Consider the following 17,036-nt stretch of genomic DNA (forward strand, 5'->3'; position numbering starts at 1 on the left):
CTCATGCTCTTCGTTGTGAACGGCCCAATGGGGGCTGTTATGCAAGGATTGCCCGACGGGATTTGAACCCGCGCTACCGCCTTGAGAGGGCGGCGTCCTAGGCCGCTAGACGACGGGACCTTGGACTTCCCGCGATCCGTGGACCGCGGCAGCTCCGAAAGCTTATCCTGCCGGGGCTCAGCTACCAAATCCGCAGCAAGCGCTGGGTTCCGCACCGTCGAAGGGGTGTTGCCGGACGGCCGGGAAAGATCGTTCTCGACCGTCCGCGACGATCACTTCCGGCGGATAGGGACCATGTACTCGCCCGCGCGCACCCCGGCCGCGCGATCGGTCAGCATCGGAATCCCGGTGTAGCGCCACCAGTGCAGCGAGACGACGCCGTCGCTCATGCCGCTGCCGATGCGGAAGCGCTCGACGGGGAAGTGCGCGGCATCGGTGGCCGGAACGGACAGCGGCAGTTCCGCGCCGATGATCTCGGCGATGGACTCCTCGAGGACCCGGCGCAGGTCGTACTCGCCGTCGGGGATCGAACGGCTACCGAGCTTCTCGTGCAACGCTTCCCACAGCCGCGGGTCGCCGCGTAACCCCCACCGCTCGGGCCTGCGTGTGAACAGCACATCGATTTTCACCACGGTCGAATACTCACAATCACTCGTCGTCGGGTGGAGCTCGGAAGTGGTCCTGCTGTCTAACCGTTCGATACGCCCGGCACGAAGGCGTGGTTCGACACGATGACGAACCGACGGCCTCGCACCGGCTTCCCGCCCCACGCGGATCAACCTGCACCGCCGCTGATCACTGCCGCATGCCGATCACCCAACGCCACGACAGATCAGTCGGCGACCCGGCACCGCGACGATCACCCCGCCGTACTCCCGTCACGTCGATCACCCGCGACCGCGACCGATAACCGCCGCGCCCGAAAACCCGCGCCACACCGGCCAACCCGCGCCCGGCCGACCGCCCCGCGCCGAGCATTCCCGAGCCGACCGCCCCGAGTCGAGCATCCCGGGGTCGGGCATCCGCGGGCCGAGCGTTCCCGGTCCGGGCATCCGCGGGCCGAGCGTTCCCGGTCCGGGCATCCCCGGGCCGAGCGTTCCCGGTCCGGGCATCCCCGGGCCGAGCATCCCCGGGCCGAACGTTCCCGGGCCGAGCGTTCCCGGGCCGAGCGTTCCCGGTCCAGGCCTTCCTGGGCCGACCGTTCCCGGTCCGGGCATCCCCGGTCCAGGCCTTCCCGGGCCGAGCGTTCCCCGGCCGGGCATCCCCGGTCCGGGCCTTCCCAGGCCGAGCAACCCCGCCGCGCCTACTCGTAGTCGGGCGGCATTTCGTCGGGGAACCCCGGTTCCTCGTCCGGCCAGGGCACATCGTCGAAGTCCGGGGCGGGGGCCGCCGGGCGCGCGGGTTGTCTTGCCGCCGTGGCCGATTCACGCGTGGACGGCGGCGCCGACGCGCGAGCGGCCGCCGGACGGGCAGCTGCCGGGCGCGCGGGCGGAGCCTCGCGAACCGGCGCGGAACTCCCCTCGAGCAGCGTGCCGGCCTGGCTCGGGGCCGCGCCCGTCACCACCTCGAGCACCCCCTCGCCGTACTTGGCGCGCTTGTTCTCGCCGATTCCGGCGATCGCGCCCAGATCGGCCAGGGTGGCGGGCTTGCGGGCCGCGATCTCACGCAGCGTCGCGTCGTGGAACACGACGTACGCGGGCACGCCCTGTTCCTTGGCGGTGGCCGCGCGCCACGCCCGCAGGCTCTCGAACAGCCCCGCGTCACCGGGTGCGAGATCGGCCACGGCCTTGGCCGCCTTGGCGGACTTGGAAGCCCGCGCGGTCTTCGCGCGTTCGGGCTCGCGCCGCAGCATGACCTGGCGGCCGTTGAACAGCACGTCGTTGCTGGCCTCGGTGAGCGTCAGCACGCCGTAGTCGCCGTGCACCGCGAGCAGCCCCTGCGCCAGCAGCTGGCGGATCGCGCCGCGCCATTCGATGTCGCGCAGATCCGCGCCGATGCCGAACACCTTGAGCTCGTGGTGCGCGTGCTGCTCCACCTTGGGATTGCGCTTGCCGATCAGAATGTCGACGATGTGGCCCGCGCCGAAGCTCTGCCCGCGTTCGCGCTTGAGCCGCAGCACCGTGGAGAGGACCTTCTGCGCGGGCACGGTGCCGTCCCACGACTCGGGCGCGTTCAGGCAGGTGTCGCAGTTCCCGCACGCCTTGCCCGGCTGGCCGAAGTAGGCCAGCAGCTGGGTGCGCCGGCACTGCACCGTCTCGCACAGGGCCAGCATGGCGTCCAGGTGCAGCTGCAACTGCCGGCGATGCGCCGCGTCGCCCTCGGACGAGTCGATCATCTTGCGTTGCTGCACAACATCACTGAGCCCGTAGACCATCCAGGCCGTGGACGGCTGCCCGTCGCGCCCGGCGCGGCCGGTCTCCTGGTAGTACCCCTCCACCGATTTCGGCAGATCCAGATGCGCGACGAAACGCACGTCGGGCTTGTCGATGCCCATGCCGAAGGCGATGGTGGCGCACACCACCAGCCCGTCCTCGCGCAGGAAACGCGACTGGTTGGTCGCGCGCACCCGATTGTCGAGTCCGGCGTGATAGGGCACGGCGGGCACGCCGTTGGCGCTCAGGAACGCGGCGGTCTTCTCCACCGAATTGCGCGAGAGGCAGTAGACGATGCCCGCGTCCCCGGCGTGCTCGGCCTGGATGAACGACAGCAACTGCTGTTCGGGCCGGTTCTTGGCTTCGATGCGGTACTGGATGTTCGGCCGGTCGAAGCTGTCGACGAAGTGTTTGGCGCCGGTGAGATCCAGGCGCTGCGCGATCTCCCTGCGGGTCGCCTCGGTGGCGGTGGCGGTGAGCGCGATGCGCGGCACGTCGGGCCAGCGCTCGTGCAGCATGGACAGCGCCAGGTAGTCGGGCCGGAAGTCGTGACCCCACTGCGAGACACAGTGCGCCTCGTCGATGGCGAACAGCGCGATCTTGCCGCGGTCGAGCAGTTGCGCGGTGGACTCCAGGCGCAGCCGCTCGGGGGCGAGGTAGAGCAGATCCAGCTCGCCCGCCACGAATTGCGCCTCGACCGTGCGCCGTTCATCGGGGAACTGGGTGGAGTTGAGGAACCCGGCCCGCACCCCGACCGCGTTCAGCGCGTCGACCTGGTCCTGCATGAGGGCGATCAGCGGGGAGACCACCACGCCCACGCCCGGGCGCACCAGCGCCGGAATCTGATAGCAGAGCGACTTGCCGCCGCCGGTGGGCATGAGCACCAGGGCGTCGCCGCCGGAAATCACCTGTTCGACGATTGCCCGCTGCGGTCCGCGAAAACTGTCGTAGCCGAATGTCTTACGCAGAACCTGGTGCGCCGCAACACTTCCGGCGTCCTCGAGAGACTCACTGCCGACGACGGTTTCGACCTCCGGTGCACTCACGGCAGCAATCCTACGGACAGCGTCCGACGCGCAATACTCCCTTGGCAACTTCGCACCCCCGCGCACCCGGCGCATCACCGGCCGTTGCGTGCGGGATCACACCCGGATACCCCGGCTCGCCTCGCACGATGCGAATCGGCGAAAGACGGGCCCGGGCTCCGCAACTCATTCGCGCACGTAATACCGAAGCGCCGCATACGCCGCCAACGCCGCGAATCCGACACCCACCGGCGTGATGATCATCGCCACCGTCGCGATGTCCTCGCTCGAGATCGGCGGCAGCACGTCGTCGTTGGCCAGCGACCCCAGCGCCTTGTTGATCACCAGCGGTTGCGCGACGAACAATCCGGCCACCGCCAGCAGCGAACCCACCAGGGCCGCAAGCACCGCCTCCAGCAGGAAGGGCAATTGGGTGTACCACCGCGTCGCGCCGACCAGGCGCATGATGTTGACCTCGGTCTTGCGGGCCAGCGCCGCCACCTGAACCATGTTCGCGATCAGCAACAGCGCGGCCAGCGCCTGCAGCGCCGCGAGCCCGAAGGCGGTGTTGCGGATGCCGGTGAAGAACCCGACCAGCCGATCCACGATGTCGACGTCGTTGAGCACCGTCATGACCCCGGGTCGCTCGTGGAAGTCGTCATAGATGGTGCGGTACTTGGTCACATCGTTGAGCTTGACCCGGAACGAACCGGGCAGCCCGTCCTTGCTGACCTCGTCCGCGAGCCCCGGCTGATCCTTGAAGGTCGATTCCTTGACCTCCTTGACCGCCTCCTGGCTGTTCACGTACTGCACGCTCGCGACGTACTGGTTCTGCTCGAGATCCATCATGATCGACTTGCAGGGGTCCTGCGTGCAGTCGAGATCGCGCGAAGCCGAGTCGTCGAGGTACAGCCGGATCGCCACGCGCTGGACGTAGTAGTCCTGGATCTTGTCCGCCAGCCGGACCGTCAGCAGGCCGCCGCCGAGCATGGTCAGCGAGACCGCCGTGGTCAGGATCATGGCGATGGTCATGGTGATGTTGCGGCGCAGGCCCGTGAAGATCTCGCCGAACAGGAATCCCGCGCGCATTACCGCCCCACCCCGTAGACGCCGGTCTCGTCGTCGCGGACCAGCCGGCCGCGATCCAGTTCGATCACCCGGCGCCGCATGGCGTCGACGATGGTGTTGTCGTGGGTGGCCATGACCACCGTGGTTCCGGTGCGGTTCACCCGTTCCAGCAGCGCCATGATGTCCTGACTGGTCTCGGGGTCGAGGTTGCCGGTCGGCTCGTCCGCCAGCAGCACCAGCGGCCGGTTCACGAACGCGCGGGCCAGCGCGGCGCGCTGCTGCTCACCGCCGGAGAGCTCACCGGGCAGCCGATCGGCCTTTCCCGCCAGACCCACCAGGTCGAGGGCTTCGGGCACCGCCCGCGAGATGAATGCCGCGGGTTTGCCGATCACCTCCAGCGCGAAGGCCACGTTCTGCTCGACGGTCTTCTGCTGCAGCAGCCGGAAGTCCTGGAAGACGCAGCCCATGCGCTGGCGGAGTTTGGGCACCTTGCGCCCGGGCAGCTTGTCCACCCGGAAGTCCGAGACCCAGACCTCGCCCGCGGTGGGCTTCTCCTCCTTGAGCAACAGCCGCATGAAGGTCGACTTGCCCGAACCGGACGGGCCGATGACGAAGACGAATTCGCCCTTGTCGATGTCGACCGTGACGTTGTCCAGGGCGGGTCGCGTCGAGGTCTTGTAGGTCTTGGTGACGTTGCGCAGCGCTATCACGATTGGCCAGTGTAGCCAGGCGGTCGCGCCGCTCCGCCACACCGCGCGCGGGCGGGTCAGCGTGGCGTGGTGGCCGGAGCCTCCGGTAAATAGTTGCTGAGCATGGTGTTCACGATGGGCGTATATCCCGGATTCGCGGGTGTTTCCGGCTTGACGAACATGTAGAGCACGAACGTCGCGAGCCAGACCGTGATCAGGACCGCCGTGGACTTACGTGTTTTCACTCAAACCCTCCCGGCGGAGTGCCGCGGCTACCCGCACGCGCAGCTCGCGCCCTACCTCGAACTGTTTGCCCGGCAGTGTCCGGGCAACCATCTTGATGTTCATCTGGTCGACCGTGAGATCTTCGACACCCATGACGCTGGGTTCGTCCAGCAGCAGGGTTTTCAGCTTGCGATCGGCGAACGCCTTGGCGCCCACCTCCCGCAGGATCTCGTTGACCCTGTTGATGTCGGCGGTCGCGGGCACGGGGACGTCGATGGCCGCACGAGCCCAATCCTTCGACAGATTGGTCACTTTCACGATCTGACCGTTCGGTACCGAAATGACCTCGCCGTCAGCGCTGCGCAAGGTCGTGATCCGCAGCGTCACGTCCTCGACCGTACCCTCGGCATCGACCGCGGATCCAGTCACCGCGATGCGCACGACATCGCCGAAACCGTATTGCCTTTCGGTGATCAGGAAGAATCCGGCGAGCAGATCCTGCACGATGCGCTGGGCGCCGAAACCCAGTGCGGCGCCGATCACCGCGGCCGGCGCGACCAGACCACCCAGTTGGAACCCCAAGCGCTGCAACACTTCCAGCGCGACCAGGAAGTAGACCAGCGACAGCACCACCCAGGTGAGCACCTGGGCGAGCGCGTGCCGATGCTTGGCGGCCTCGGTGCGCACCAGCGAATCGCTGCTGCGGAACGAGGCGTCGATCTTGCGCGTGATGCGGTCCCGGACGAACGTGACCGCACGCGCGAACAACATCGCGCCCACGATCAGCAGCACGATCTCGAGTCCGCTGGAACGGAACCAGTTCCCGAGATCGGACCCGGTGCCCGCGGCGAGAATCGAACTACTGCTCATACTGCCTCCGTACTGTCTTGCCTCCGCTGCGCCAGGGCTGTTCGCGATCCCGGCGGCCCGGAACTCCGGGGCACGCCATTCGGTTCAGCGCTCGGGCGGATCGCGAACATCGCAGTGCCGCAAACACACCCGAGGCACCACAGTACTGGCTGTCGCGGCGGCGCTCGGCGGGTCCGCGGCGCATCCGGCCCGGCTCCCGCGCGTCGCGATACCCCGTTCCGCGCGGGTCATGAGCCGGGGTGTCGCGAATTACGCCTGGGCTTCCCGCATGCGCCAGCGGATGCCGCAAGTTCGTCGACACGCCAGCGTCTATGCACCCTCGCGCATGCGCCAGCGGATGCCGCTCTCGATGAACGCGTCGATGTCACCGTCGAGCACCGCGGTCGGGTTGTTGACCTCGTAGTTGGTGCGCAGATCCTTGACCATCTGGTACGGGTGCAGCACGTAGGACCGCATCTGGTTGCCCCAGGACGCGCCCTCGTTGGTCTTGAGGGCGTCCATCTGGGCGCGCTCTTCCTGCCGCTTGCGCTCGAGCAGTTTGGCCTGCAGCACGCGCATGGCCGAAATCTTGTTCTGCAGCTGCGATTTCTCGTTCTGACAGGTGACGACGATGCCGGTCGGGATATGCGTCAGGCGGACCGCGGAGTCGGTGGTGTTGACCGACTGGCCACCGGGGCCGGACGAGCGGTACACGTCGACGCGGACCTCGCCGTCCGGGATCTCGATGTGGTCGGTGGTCTCGACCACGGGCAGTACCTCGACCTCGGCGAAGGAGGTCTGGCGCCGGCCCTGGTTGTCGAACGGGCTGATGCGCACCAGCCGGTGCGTGCCCATCTCCACCGACAGCGTGCCGTAGGCGTAGGGCGACTTCACCGCGAAGGTGGCCGACTTGATGCCCGCCTCTTCCGCGTACGAGGTGTCGTAGATTTCGACGGGGTACTTGTGCCGTTCGGCCCAGCGCACGTACATGCGCATGAGCATCTGGGCCCAGTCCGCAGCGTCCACGCCGCCCGCGCCGGAGCGAATGTTGACCAGCGCCTCGCGCTTGTCGTATTCGCCGGCGAGCAGCGTGCGGACCTCCATGGCCTCCACGTCGGCGTGCAGCGCGGACCGTTCGGCGTCGGCGTCGGCGATGGCGGCCGCGCGGGCGTCGCCCTCCTCGTCCTCGGCCAGCTCGTACAGCACCGGCAGATCCTCGAGCCGCTGGCGCAGGCCCTGGACGCGGCGCAGTTCGGCCTGCGCGTGCGAGAGTTCGCTCGTCACCGCCTGGGCGTGGTCCTGGTTGTTCCACAGATCCGGGTCGGCGGCCTGGTGCTCCAGCTCGTTGATCCGCCGGACCAGTTCGTCGATATCGAGCACCGACTCCACGGTCTTCAGGGTCGCGTCGAGTTCGGCCAGGTCAGCGGATACGTCAGGATGCACGGTGTTCAAGGCTACCGACTGCCCCGCCCGCTCCACACTTCGACGCCCAGCAGCGGGTCGAACCGTGCCGGGCGAACCCGCGCGGGGGTCGCCGCGACCGGGTGCGGACACGGCGCCGGGCAGTCAACCGGCGGCGGGGGCACTGTCCCGGCGGGAGGCCGACTTTCGCGATTTGTCGCTCATGACTCCACGATAACCACCCGCGCAAGGGAAATTCGCTGTGCCACTAAAACTCTCGTATAGTCGAACAGCTGCCATCGGGGAGGGAACCAGATGTGGATGCGTACGCGTGCCGTTTCACGCCTTCTCCGTGCTGCGCCGAAAAGCTCACGAGAGAAAGAAACCATCTCCGCAATGCGTAAATTCGCAGTTGTATCGCTCATCGCCCTCATGCCCTTCCTGGGAATGGGCGCCGCGCAGGCCGGGCCGTTCGACACCGGGTCGGGCGGCGGATCGTCCCAGCCGCGCACGGAGAACGAGCGTCGCTTCCTGCAGGAGGTCGAGGAAGACGGCTACATCATCGAGGACGAGAACGATGTGCTCAGCGACGGCTACGCCGTATGCGGCGTGCTGCGCAACGGCGGCACGAAATTCGACGCGGTGCTGGCGATGGACAACCGGGGCCTCACGGAGGACGCCGCGATCGATGTGACGATCGACGCCTCGTTCTACCTGTGCCCGGAATTCCGGGACGCGCCGATCGGCTGATCGCGCGAATAGAGAATAGGAATGGAACCCTCGGGGATACCCGGGGGTTCCGTCATTTCCGGGGGGTCAGTTCGCCGCGGCGACGCTGAGGCGATCGGATTGGCGGCCGATCAGATCATCGAGCGCGACGGTGGTGGGTTCGTCGGCGGGCAGCTGGATGATCAGGCGCTGATCGTCCTCGGCGGGCAGGTCCAGGGTTTCGTGGGCCAGACGCAGCATGCCGGCCTCGGGGTGGCGCAGGCGCGTGATGCCGGTGGCGTCGGGCAGGCTGGTGACCCGGGACAGGCGGCCGGTGAACTCCTCGCCGACGGTGTCGGCGAGTTCGTCGACGAGGGTCGCGGTGGCCGGGTCCGAACGGAACGGGCCGAACTTGAGGCAGGCGACCGTCTGATCGGCGGTGTGCTGCCAATCGGGGTAGATGTGCCGCGCGCGGGCGTCGGTGAAGACGTAGCGCGGGACGCTGGCGGGCAGGCCGTCGTCGAGCAGCCCGGTCGGGCCCATGAGGCGGCGGTAGCCCTCGGTGCAGGCCAGCACCTCCCCGGCGCGATTGTGGACCGAGGCGGGCGCGGGTTCGAGTTGATCGAGTATCGCGAGCATGGGCGCGCGCACGACCCGGGCGGGCTGCGGGTTGCCGGTGCAGGTGAATCCGGTCGTCTGGGCCTTCACCAGGCGGTGCAGGTGCACGCGTTCGCTGGGGGTCATGTTCAGCGCGTTGGCGAGCGAGGACAGCACCGCCGAGGAGGGATGCCGGTCGCGGCCCTGTTCGAGCCGGGCGATGTATTCGACGCTCACCCCGGCCAGCGCGGCGAGTTCGGAGCGGCGCAGGCCCGGCGTACGGCGGCGGGCGCCCGCCGGTAGTCCCACATCCCCCGGTACGACCCCCTGGCGCCGAATGCGAAGAAAAAGGCCCAACTCATTGTCGCTCACCCACAAACGGTAGCAAGGCGCGCAAGGCGCAAAGTCGCCCTGCCACTTCGTATCTCGGCGTGTTGCACGCTCCGCGCCCGGTATCGCGATCGCCTCTCCGGGCGAGCCGCGCGGTCGCCGGGAATTCGCGAGCGCGGGTATCGGCCCGGCTCGCACCGCGACTCCCGCAGCGGGAAGTTCGCTGCCGTCGCCGCGGTGTTACCCGGAGGGGCTAACGTACCCCCGGTGACCGCCTACTCCGCTGATCTCGAACTCGCCCTGCGGCTGGCCGACGCGGCCGACGCCATCACACGCGACCGGTTCGGGGCCCTGGACCTGAAGATCGACGCCAAGCCGGATCTGACACCGGTTTCCGATGCCGACCTGGCCGTGGAGCGCATGGTGCGCGAGGTGCTCTCCGCCGAGCGCCCCGGCGATCTGGTGCTGGGCGAGGAGTTCGGCGGCGACGCCGAATTCACCGGGCGCCAGTGGGTCATCGACCCGATCGACGGGACCAAGAACTTCGTGCGCGGCGTGCCGGTGTGGGCCTCGCTCATCTCGTTGCTGGAGGACGGCGTCCCGGTGGTCGGCGTGGTGAGCGCGCCCGCGCTGGCCCGGCGCTGGTGGGCCGCTTCGGGTGCGGGCGCGTGGACCAGTTTCGAGGGGGCCGAGCCGCGCGCCATCTCGGTGTCCGGCGTCGCCGAGCTGGGGGCGGCCTCGCTGGCGATCTCGAGCCTGTCCGGCTGGCGGGCGATCGGGCGGCGCGCCAAGCTCATCGCGCTCTCGGACGAGGTGTGGCGGGTGCGCGGCTACGGTGATTTCTTCGGCTACACGCTGCTGGCCGAGGGTGCGGTGGACATCTGCACCGAACCCGAACTCTCGCTGTGGGATATGGCCGCGCTCGACATTCTGATTCGCGAGGCGGGCGGGGTGTTCACATCCCTGGACGGCAATCCCGGCCCGCACGGCGGCAGCGCCGTGGCCACCAATTCTCATCTGCAGGACCAGGTTCTGGCCGCACTGGCCGCCTGAGTCGGACGGGCCGCCGATTACGGCGCGGCCGAAGGTATTCGGCGCCGATCCGGGGCTGCGGTCCCGGCATCGGGTCGCCCGAAGGCAATGTCGCCGGTATCAGCCCAGCGGGATGCGCACCGAACCGAAGTCGATGAACGCGCCACCGGGGTTGGCCGAGCCGACGCTGACCGAGCCGAGGCCGATCTCGGTCTCGGTGTTCGGGCCGCCCGCGGACAGGCTCACCGCCACGTCCTCCAGTTCCACGGCCTCGGCCTGGGCGGCGGGAGCGGACAGGAACAGCGCGGCGGCGATCAGGCCGGTGGTGCCGAGCACGGTTTTCATGGGTTACCTCCATCGGAACTGCTGTGCACCGGAGGGCGCTTCTGCTACACCCAAGGCATCGCGGTGCCCCTGCACCCTAGCCCGCACCGGGTCTTTCTGAAGCAAGTTTGTTTCACTAGACCCTGATTCGCGGGGCAAGGCCCGGAACGCACCGCTTCGACCTGCCGATTCGACAACCCTCGACGGTTGTTCTTACTCTGGAGTAAGATAGTCTTACTCTGGAGTAAGATTGCTGGGCAGGATCACCCTCCACACTCAAGAAAACTGGTGATTATGAGCACTCGAGACACCGCAAAGACGCGACGTCCTGATACTTCCGCCGTCGGCCTGAACCCGGTCAAGCGCGACTGGATGGGCGCGGCCATGCGGGTCATGACGACCATTACCGGGTCCCCGATCGCGGAGAAGTACAACCTGCGCAAGCCGATCGAGCGGCTGACGTACGAGGGCACCAAGACCGGCTTCCGCAGCCTCGGCGCCGCGACCCGCGTCTTCGAGAAGGTCGCCGGCGGCGGCGCGCCCAAGCGGCTGCCCGCCAACGAGTCCAAGAAGAAGGACTACTTCGACCTCACCCCGACCGACGAGCAGCAGATGATCGTCGAGACGGTGCGCGAGTTCGCCGAGGAGATCCTGCGTCCGGCCGCGTACGACGCCGACAATGCCGCCAAGGCGCCCCGCGATCTGCTGGAGCGCGCTTCGGAACTGGGCATCACGCTGATCAACGTGCCCGAGGAGCTCGAGGGCGCTGCCTCCGAGCGCGGCGCGGTCACCAATTCCCTTGTGGCCGAGGCGCTCGCGCACGGCGACATGGGCCTGGCGCTGCCGCTGCTCGCTCCGTCCGGCGTGGCCGTCGCGCTCTCCCAGTGGGGCACCGACGCGCAGCAGAAGACCTACCTCGGCGCGTTCGCCGGGGAGAGCGTGCCGCAGGCCTCGGTCGTCATCTCCGAGCCGCACGCGCTGTTCGATCCGTTCGCGCTGCGTACCAAGGCCACCCGCTCGCCCAGCGGTTTCCGCCTCAACGGCGTGAAGAGCCTGGTTCCGGCCGCCGGTGACGCCGAACTGTTCATCGTGGCCGCCGAACTCGACGGTCGCCCGGCCTTCTTCATCGTGGAGTCGGACACCGAGGGTGTGGTCGTGGAGGCCGATCCCAGCATGGGTCTGCGCGCCGCGGGTCTGGGCCGGCTGCTGCTGAACAACGTCGCGGTCTCGGCCAACGCCATTCTCGGCGATGCCGAAACCGCCGAGCGCACCGAGGATTACGCCGATGCCGTGCGCCTGGCCCGCCTGGGCTGGTCGTCGCTGGCGGTCGGCACCGGTCAGGCCGTGCTCGACTACGTGATTCCCTACGTGAAGGAGCGGGAGGCGTTCGGCGAGCCGATCGCGCACCGCCAGGCGGTGGCCTTCATGGTCGCCAACATGGCCATCGAGCTCGACGGACTTCGTCTCGTGACCCTGCGGGGTGCGTCACGCGCGGAGCAGGGCCTGTCGTTCGCTCGCGAGGCGGCGCTGGCCAAGAAGCTGGCCACCGAGAAGGGCATGCAGATCGGCCTGGACGGCGTGCAGCTGCTCGGCGGCCACGGCTTCACCAAGGAGCACCCGGTGGAGCGCTGGTACCGCGATCTTCGTGCCATCGGCGTTGCCGAGGGCGTAGTCCTTCTCTGACCCGACTTCTCAACGGAGAGACAAACTCATGATCAATCTCGAACTCCCCAAGAAGCTCCGGGCCAGCGCGAACCAGGCCCACCAGGTCGCCGCGGAGATCTTCCGCCCGGTGTCCCGCAAGTACGACCTGGCCGAGCACGAGTACCCGGTCGAGCTGGACACCATGGCCGCCATGATCGAGGGCCTGTCCGCTTCGGGCGAGCAGGACGTCTCGGGCGCCACCGGTGGCCGCAAGGCCGATGAGAAGGACGAGCACGCCACCGAGCTGCTCGGAAACTCCAACGGCGGCAACATGTCCGCGCTGCTGAACGCCCTCGAGACCTGCTGGGGTGACGCGGGCCTGATGCTGTCCATCCCCTACCAGGGTCTGGGCAACGCCGCGATCGCCGCGGTGTCGACCGATGAGCAGCTGAAGCGTTTCGGCAAGGTGTGGGCCGCGATGGCCATCACCGAGCCGTCGTTCGGTTCGGACTCCGCGGCTGTCACGGCGACCGCGGTCCTCGACGGCGACGAGTGGGTGCTCAACGGCACCAAGATCTTCGTGACCGCCGGTTCGCGCGCCACCCACATCGTGGTGTGGGCGTCGGTGGACAAGTCCGCGGGCCGCGCGGCCATCAAGTCCTTCGTGGTGCCGCGTGATGCCAAGGGCCTGACCGTGTCTCGTCTCGAGCACAAGCTGGGCATCAAGGCCTCGGACACCGCCGAGATCCGGTTCGAGGATTGCCGCATCCCCGCGGACAACATCCTGGGCAGCCCGGAAGTCAACGTGGAGAAGGGTTTCGCGGGCGTCATGCAGACGTTCGACAACACCCGTCCCCTCGTTGCCGCCATGGCTGTCGGCGTCGGCCGCGCCGCGCTCGAAGAGCTCCGCACGGTGCTCGAGGACGCGGGCGTGGAGATCTCCTACGACAAGCCGGCCAACAACCAGCACGCCGCCGCCGCGGAGTTCCTTCGCATGGAAGCGGATTGGGAGTCGGCCTACCTGCTGTCCCTGCGCGCCGCCTGGATGGCCGACAACAAGAAGCCGAACTCCCTCGAGGCGTCGATGTCCAAGGCCAAGGCCGGCCGCATGGGCACCGACGTAACCCTGAAGGCCGTGGAGCTGGCCGGCCAGACCGGCTACTCCCAGCGCACCCTCCTGGAGAAGTGGGCCCGCGACTCGAAGATCCTCGACATCTTCGAAGGCACCCAGCAGATCCAGCAGCTGATCGTGGCTCGCCGGGTCCTCGGCCTGGGCTCGGACAAGCTGAAGTAAGTTCCGGCACAACGGGAAACCGGTGTGAGATCACTTGATCTCACACCGGTTTCTTCGTTTCGGACCGTGGGCAACCGCCGACATCGCCGCTGGATCGCTTGCGGCGCGGCGGTTTCAAGCCGGCCTGAGCGTCGCGGACTCGAGTCCATAAGCGCTTCCCAAGGTTCGGACAAGCCGCGCCGACGACACTGAACCGATGACGGCCTTTGTGACAGGGTCCTGCGGCTCGATCAGCGGCTGCGCCGGGGGTGACACGCCGCGGTCGTCGTTGCCTTGTCGGGCTCGATCGGTCCGGGAGGCGGGGTGGATCCGTTGCTGCGCATAGAGTCCGATCGGGAGCGTTATCGGGGGCGGCTGCGGTGGCGGCGGCGGTTGGCCACGACGGCGATGTTCGCGCTCTCGACGCCTTCGATCGCGCTGGGGCTCATGATCGTGGCTTGGGCAGGCGGACTGTTCGGGCACGGGGGAACGATCGTATTCCTTTCGGTGTGGGCATTTATCGGCGCTGCGCTGCTGATAGTGACCATGTTGGCCGAGGGGTTTCGGCCGGCTTCGAATGCGCACGAATGGACCTCCGAGCAGATCGACCGGCTCGTCCCGGCGTGGCTCGATGTCGCCACGGCCGCAGGGGTTGTCGAGTCCGACTATGTGCTGTCGATCGATGAATCCACGGAGGTGCGGGCTTACGCCCGGGGTCGGTGGGCCGTCCATGTGAGCAGCGAGGCTGTGCGGCAGCTGCGCGAACCTCAGTTGCGGGCGATGCTCGCCCACGAGCTCGGCCACCTGCTCAGTACTCGCCGCAACGGCGCATCGGTCGTGGCCGGTTGGTGCGCGCTGCCTTTGCACGCGGTTCCCCGGCTGGCAATCGGCATCGCGAGGAAACCAGCCGACCTAGCACGGCACGGCGGACTGCTGCGAGTACTGCTCCTTTGTGCCGCCTTGGTGGTGTATCTCAGCACCCAAGCCTCGGTGCTGGTGGTACTGCTGGGCCCCTTCCACGCCTTCATCGCCGCTTTGCTGCTGATCATGGAATTGCTGGCCGAGCGAGCGACCCGTAGGTACGGCGAACGATTGGCCGACCGCGTCGCGGTGGATCTCGGCTTCGGCGACGGGCTGCTGACATTTTTCCGTGAGCACGGCCGCGATAATTGCTTCGGCCTGCCGGTCCGCCCCGATGAGCATCGTCTCCTCACTCAGCTCTTCGCACCGCTCTCTGCCTACCCGCTGACACGAAAGCGCATCCGCGCGATCGAGTCTCGGATGGCTGCCCACGTGCACCCGGCCGGGTGACGGCCCGGGAAGGTTCCGGGTGCACGCTTATCGGAACCGGTGTCAGCCGCGGCGGAACGCGCGGCGCAGGCCCTCCGGGAGGGGTTTCGGGTCGCGTTGGGCGGGGGCGCGGAGGTACCAGGAGGTCAGGGTCAGGGCCGTGAAGACCAGGGGGCTGATCCAGCGGGCGGGGGGATCGCCTACCGCCACGTGGGAAGCCGACGCGCCCGCGTAGACGAAGACCAGGCCCGCGTAGGCCCATTCCTTCAGGCGGGGGAAGCCGGGGACCACCACCGCGCCTACCGCCAGGACCTTGGCCGCGCCGAGGATCGTGGCGAAGTACATGGGGTACCGGATCTCGGCGAACGTGTCCTGGACGTAGGGGACCCGGGCCAGGTCCCAGTAGGCGCCCACCACCGACTCGGTCAGGACGATGCCGGTGGTGGCGGCGAAGGCGGCGAACCTGGCCCGGGCGGGCCAGGTCGTGCCCGCCCACGAATCGATCAGTCCGGCCGGGCGTTCGGTAGCGGGCGCGGCCTCGCGGGACAGCTGTTGGGTGCTCATGATGTGGATCCCTAACGCTCGTCGACGATTTCGCCGGTCTCGACCACGGCGTCCACGGTCAGCGCCATGGTCGCGTCCACCAGGGGGAAGCCCTGGGACGCCCCGATCGCCGCGAGCATCTGCTCGGCCGAGTCCCAGCGCCAGGTGTCGGAGTAGCTGCCGTCTTCCAGACGGGTGAGGCGGGTTTCGGTCAGGCCGGGGTTGTTCATCCGGATCCCGTTGATCAGGGTGGTGCGCTGGGCCAGCAGCGCGTCGAGGCGCTCGTCCTCGACGCGGTAGTGGTGGATTCTGATGACGGGCATGACAGGCTCCTCGCTGTGCGAATAGTGCTGCGGGAGAGTTGTTTTCCCGCCGCTTTCGGTACAGATCAATCCTGTTCCGCCGCGGGCGCGGCGGGTAGTGCGCCGCGCACCGATCCGGTATGCGTTGTCACGGCCGGAACCGTGCAATCTGCATATTCGGTGACCGGAACCTCTGCTGTGAGACGGAATTCGCCATCGGCCACCTCCACGCGGAACACCCCGCCGGCCTCGGTCACCCGGGCACGCATGTTCCGCACCCCCTGACCGGCCCCGTCCGCAACGGCCCCGGCCCCGTCGTTGCGGACGGTCAGCCGCAGCCGGTTCTCGCGCACCCGGCACTCGATCCACACCCGCGTCGCCGCACTGTGCCGCAGGACGTTCGTGACCGCCTCCCGCACCACCGGCGCGAGTACCGCACCCGCCGGCTCGGGCAGCGAGTCGTCCCGATCCAGCCGCACCTCGGCCCCGTCCGCACCGACAGCCAGTGCCGCGGAACGCAATTCGTGCCCCAGCGCCTTGGTCCCGCGCGAATCCGCCATCCGCAGCGCCTCACCCCGCGCCTCCCCCGCGATCCGCAGCGCCTCCTCGATCTCGGCAGCCGCCCGCCCCGGATCGCGCGTGATCAACTCGGTGATCAGATCACTCTTGAGCGCGAGCACCGACAGCGTCAGCCCGAGCAGATCGTGAATATCGCGCGCCACCCGTAATCGCTCCACCTGCAAGGTGATTCGCACCAGCTCGGCGCGCGAGCGATTGAGCTCGACGGACAGCCGCCAGAACCGCGCCAGCCCGACCAGCACCAGCGTCGCCTCCATCGCGAGAATCACCCAGCCCGCCCGCATCCCGAGCCGTTCGGCGGGCTCGGTATAGGCCCCGCGCAGCGCGAACAACCCGCCCACCACCACCCAGGCCCACACCCCGCGCTGGGTCAGCAGCACCGAGGCCGCCAGCAGGATCAGCCACACGCACCACGAACTCCCCAGCCACGGCAGCGGAATCAACGCGATCCCCGCCTGCACCGCCAAGCACGCCGTGGCCCACCGCGGCCAGTACAGCTCGGCCAGCAACAGCGCCGACATGACCGCGCCCCCGACCGCGATGAACGGCCGGTGCTGCCCGCTCTCGAGCACCTGATTCACCGTCCACGACGCGAGACTCACGGCCAAGGTGAGCAGCGTCAGCCGCGGCAGCAACCGCGCCACCGGCTCGTGATCACGCGGCAGCACCGCGACATCCCGGTGCAGCGCCGCTGTTTCGCGCACGGTCTCGGCGCGCGGCGGCGGCTCTTGATCAGATCCATCCGCTCCTGCAGCAGCTCCTCGAGCTCTTCCTTGCTGCGGCGC

At 68.3% G+C, this 17,036-nt stretch carries 17 protein-coding genes; 5 read left to right on the top strand and 12 right to left on the bottom strand.

What is annotated here, in order from left to right; translation table 11 throughout:
• Positions 1 to 272: 272 nt before the first annotated feature.
• The 7 genes from ABZ319_RS36920 to prfB form a co-directional block, all read right to left on the bottom strand.
• A complete protein-coding gene (locus tag ABZ319_RS36920; RefSeq protein WP_354991222.1) occupies positions 273 to 632 on the bottom strand; it encodes a hypothetical protein in 360 nt (119 codons plus the stop codon).
• Between the two features lie 671 nt (positions 633 to 1,303).
• The gene (gene recQ / locus ABZ319_RS36925; RefSeq protein WP_354991238.1) at positions 1,304 to 3,340 is read right to left on the bottom strand and encodes a DNA helicase RecQ; all 2,037 of its coding nucleotides are present in this window, start codon (positions 3,338 to 3,340) and stop codon (positions 1,304 to 1,306) included.
• Positions 3,341 to 3,583: 243 nt separating this feature from the next.
• Entirely contained in the window at positions 3,584 to 4,486 is a 903-nt protein-coding gene (ftsX, locus tag ABZ319_RS36930; RefSeq protein ID WP_354991223.1) for a permease-like cell division protein FtsX, read from the bottom strand.
• Positions 4,486 to 5,175: a cell division ATP-binding protein FtsE gene (ftsE, locus tag ABZ319_RS36935; protein ID WP_354991224.1), complete on the bottom strand. Its 690-nt coding sequence runs from the start codon at positions 5,173 to 5,175 to the stop codon at positions 4,486 to 4,488. Before ftsE ends, ftsX begins: the two co-directional genes overlap by 1 nt.
• A 56-nt stretch (positions 5,176 to 5,231) precedes the next feature.
• Entirely contained in the window at positions 5,232 to 5,399 is a 168-nt protein-coding gene (locus tag ABZ319_RS36940; RefSeq protein WP_354991225.1) for a hypothetical protein, read from the bottom strand.
• Complete coding sequence (locus ABZ319_RS36945) at positions 5,386 to 6,249, bottom strand: mechanosensitive ion channel family protein (protein WP_354991226.1); 864 nt, start codon at positions 6,247 to 6,249, stop codon at positions 5,386 to 5,388. Before ABZ319_RS36945 ends, ABZ319_RS36940 begins: the two co-directional genes overlap by 14 nt.
• A 309-nt stretch (positions 6,250 to 6,558) precedes the next feature.
• Positions 6,559 to 7,671 carry a peptide chain release factor 2 gene (gene prfB / locus ABZ319_RS36950; RefSeq protein WP_354991227.1) on the bottom strand — a complete coding sequence of 371 codons (1,113 nt, stop codon included), beginning with the start codon at positions 7,669 to 7,671 and terminating at the stop codon, positions 6,559 to 6,561.
• Between the two features lie 354 nt (positions 7,672 to 8,025).
• On the opposite strand from prfB, the gene ABZ319_RS36955 reads away from it, so the two are divergent.
• A complete protein-coding gene (locus ABZ319_RS36955) occupies positions 8,026 to 8,379 on the top strand; it encodes a DUF732 domain-containing protein (RefSeq protein ID WP_354991228.1) in 354 nt (117 codons plus the stop codon).
• A gap of 66 nt (positions 8,380 to 8,445) precedes the next feature.
• On the opposite strand, the gene ABZ319_RS36960 is transcribed toward ABZ319_RS36955, so the two are convergent.
• Positions 8,446 to 9,306, bottom strand: coding sequence for a helix-turn-helix transcriptional regulator (locus ABZ319_RS36960; protein ID WP_354991229.1), 861 nt, complete (start codon positions 9,304 to 9,306; stop codon positions 8,446 to 8,448).
• A gap of 225 nt (positions 9,307 to 9,531) precedes the next feature.
• Between ABZ319_RS36960 and hisN the strand changes: the two genes are divergently transcribed.
• On the top strand, positions 9,532 to 10,317 hold the full coding sequence (gene hisN / locus ABZ319_RS36965; protein WP_354991230.1) for a histidinol-phosphatase: 786 nt from the start codon (positions 9,532 to 9,534) through the stop codon (positions 10,315 to 10,317).
• Between the two features lie 99 nt (positions 10,318 to 10,416).
• Here hisN and ABZ319_RS36970 read toward each other — a convergent pair whose 3' ends face one another.
• Complete coding sequence (locus ABZ319_RS36970; RefSeq protein ID WP_354991231.1) at positions 10,417 to 10,641, bottom strand: hypothetical protein; 225 nt, start codon at positions 10,639 to 10,641, stop codon at positions 10,417 to 10,419.
• 273 nt (positions 10,642 to 10,914) lie between these two features.
• On the opposite strand from ABZ319_RS36970, the gene ABZ319_RS36975 reads away from it, so the two are divergent.
• From ABZ319_RS36975 to ABZ319_RS36985, 3 genes are all read left to right on the top strand, one after another.
• Positions 10,915 to 12,303 (top strand): acyl-CoA dehydrogenase family protein, encoded by a 1,389-nt coding sequence (locus ABZ319_RS36975; protein ID WP_354991232.1) that lies wholly within the window; start codon positions 10,915 to 10,917, stop codon positions 12,301 to 12,303.
• A 28-nt stretch (positions 12,304 to 12,331) separates the two neighbouring features.
• Positions 12,332 to 13,558, top strand: coding sequence for an acyl-CoA dehydrogenase family protein (locus tag ABZ319_RS36980; RefSeq protein WP_354991233.1), 1,227 nt, complete (start codon positions 12,332 to 12,334; stop codon positions 13,556 to 13,558).
• Between the two features lie 303 nt (positions 13,559 to 13,861).
• Complete coding sequence (locus ABZ319_RS36985; RefSeq protein ID WP_354991234.1) at positions 13,862 to 14,848, top strand: M48 family metalloprotease; 987 nt, start codon at positions 13,862 to 13,864, stop codon at positions 14,846 to 14,848.
• Between the two features lie 42 nt (positions 14,849 to 14,890).
• Here ABZ319_RS36985 and ABZ319_RS36990 read toward each other — a convergent pair whose 3' ends face one another.
• From ABZ319_RS36990 to ABZ319_RS37000, 3 genes are all read right to left on the bottom strand, one after another.
• Entirely contained in the window at positions 14,891 to 15,391 is a 501-nt protein-coding gene (locus ABZ319_RS36990; protein ID WP_354991235.1) for a DoxX family protein, read from the bottom strand.
• A gap of 11 nt (positions 15,392 to 15,402) precedes the next feature.
• Positions 15,403 to 15,693, bottom strand: a complete 291-nt coding sequence (locus ABZ319_RS36995) for a hypothetical protein (protein ID WP_354991236.1) — start codon at positions 15,691 to 15,693, stop codon at positions 15,403 to 15,405.
• A 65-nt stretch (positions 15,694 to 15,758) separates the two neighbouring features.
• The coding region (locus ABZ319_RS37000) for a histidine kinase (protein WP_354991237.1) at positions 15,759 to 17,036 on the bottom strand (1,278 nt) is incomplete at its 5' end.

Origin of the sequence: Nocardia sp. NPDC005978, from assembly GCF_040614455.1 — a bacterium.
Lineage (GTDB): Bacteria > Actinomycetota > Actinomycetes > Mycobacteriales > Mycobacteriaceae > Nocardia.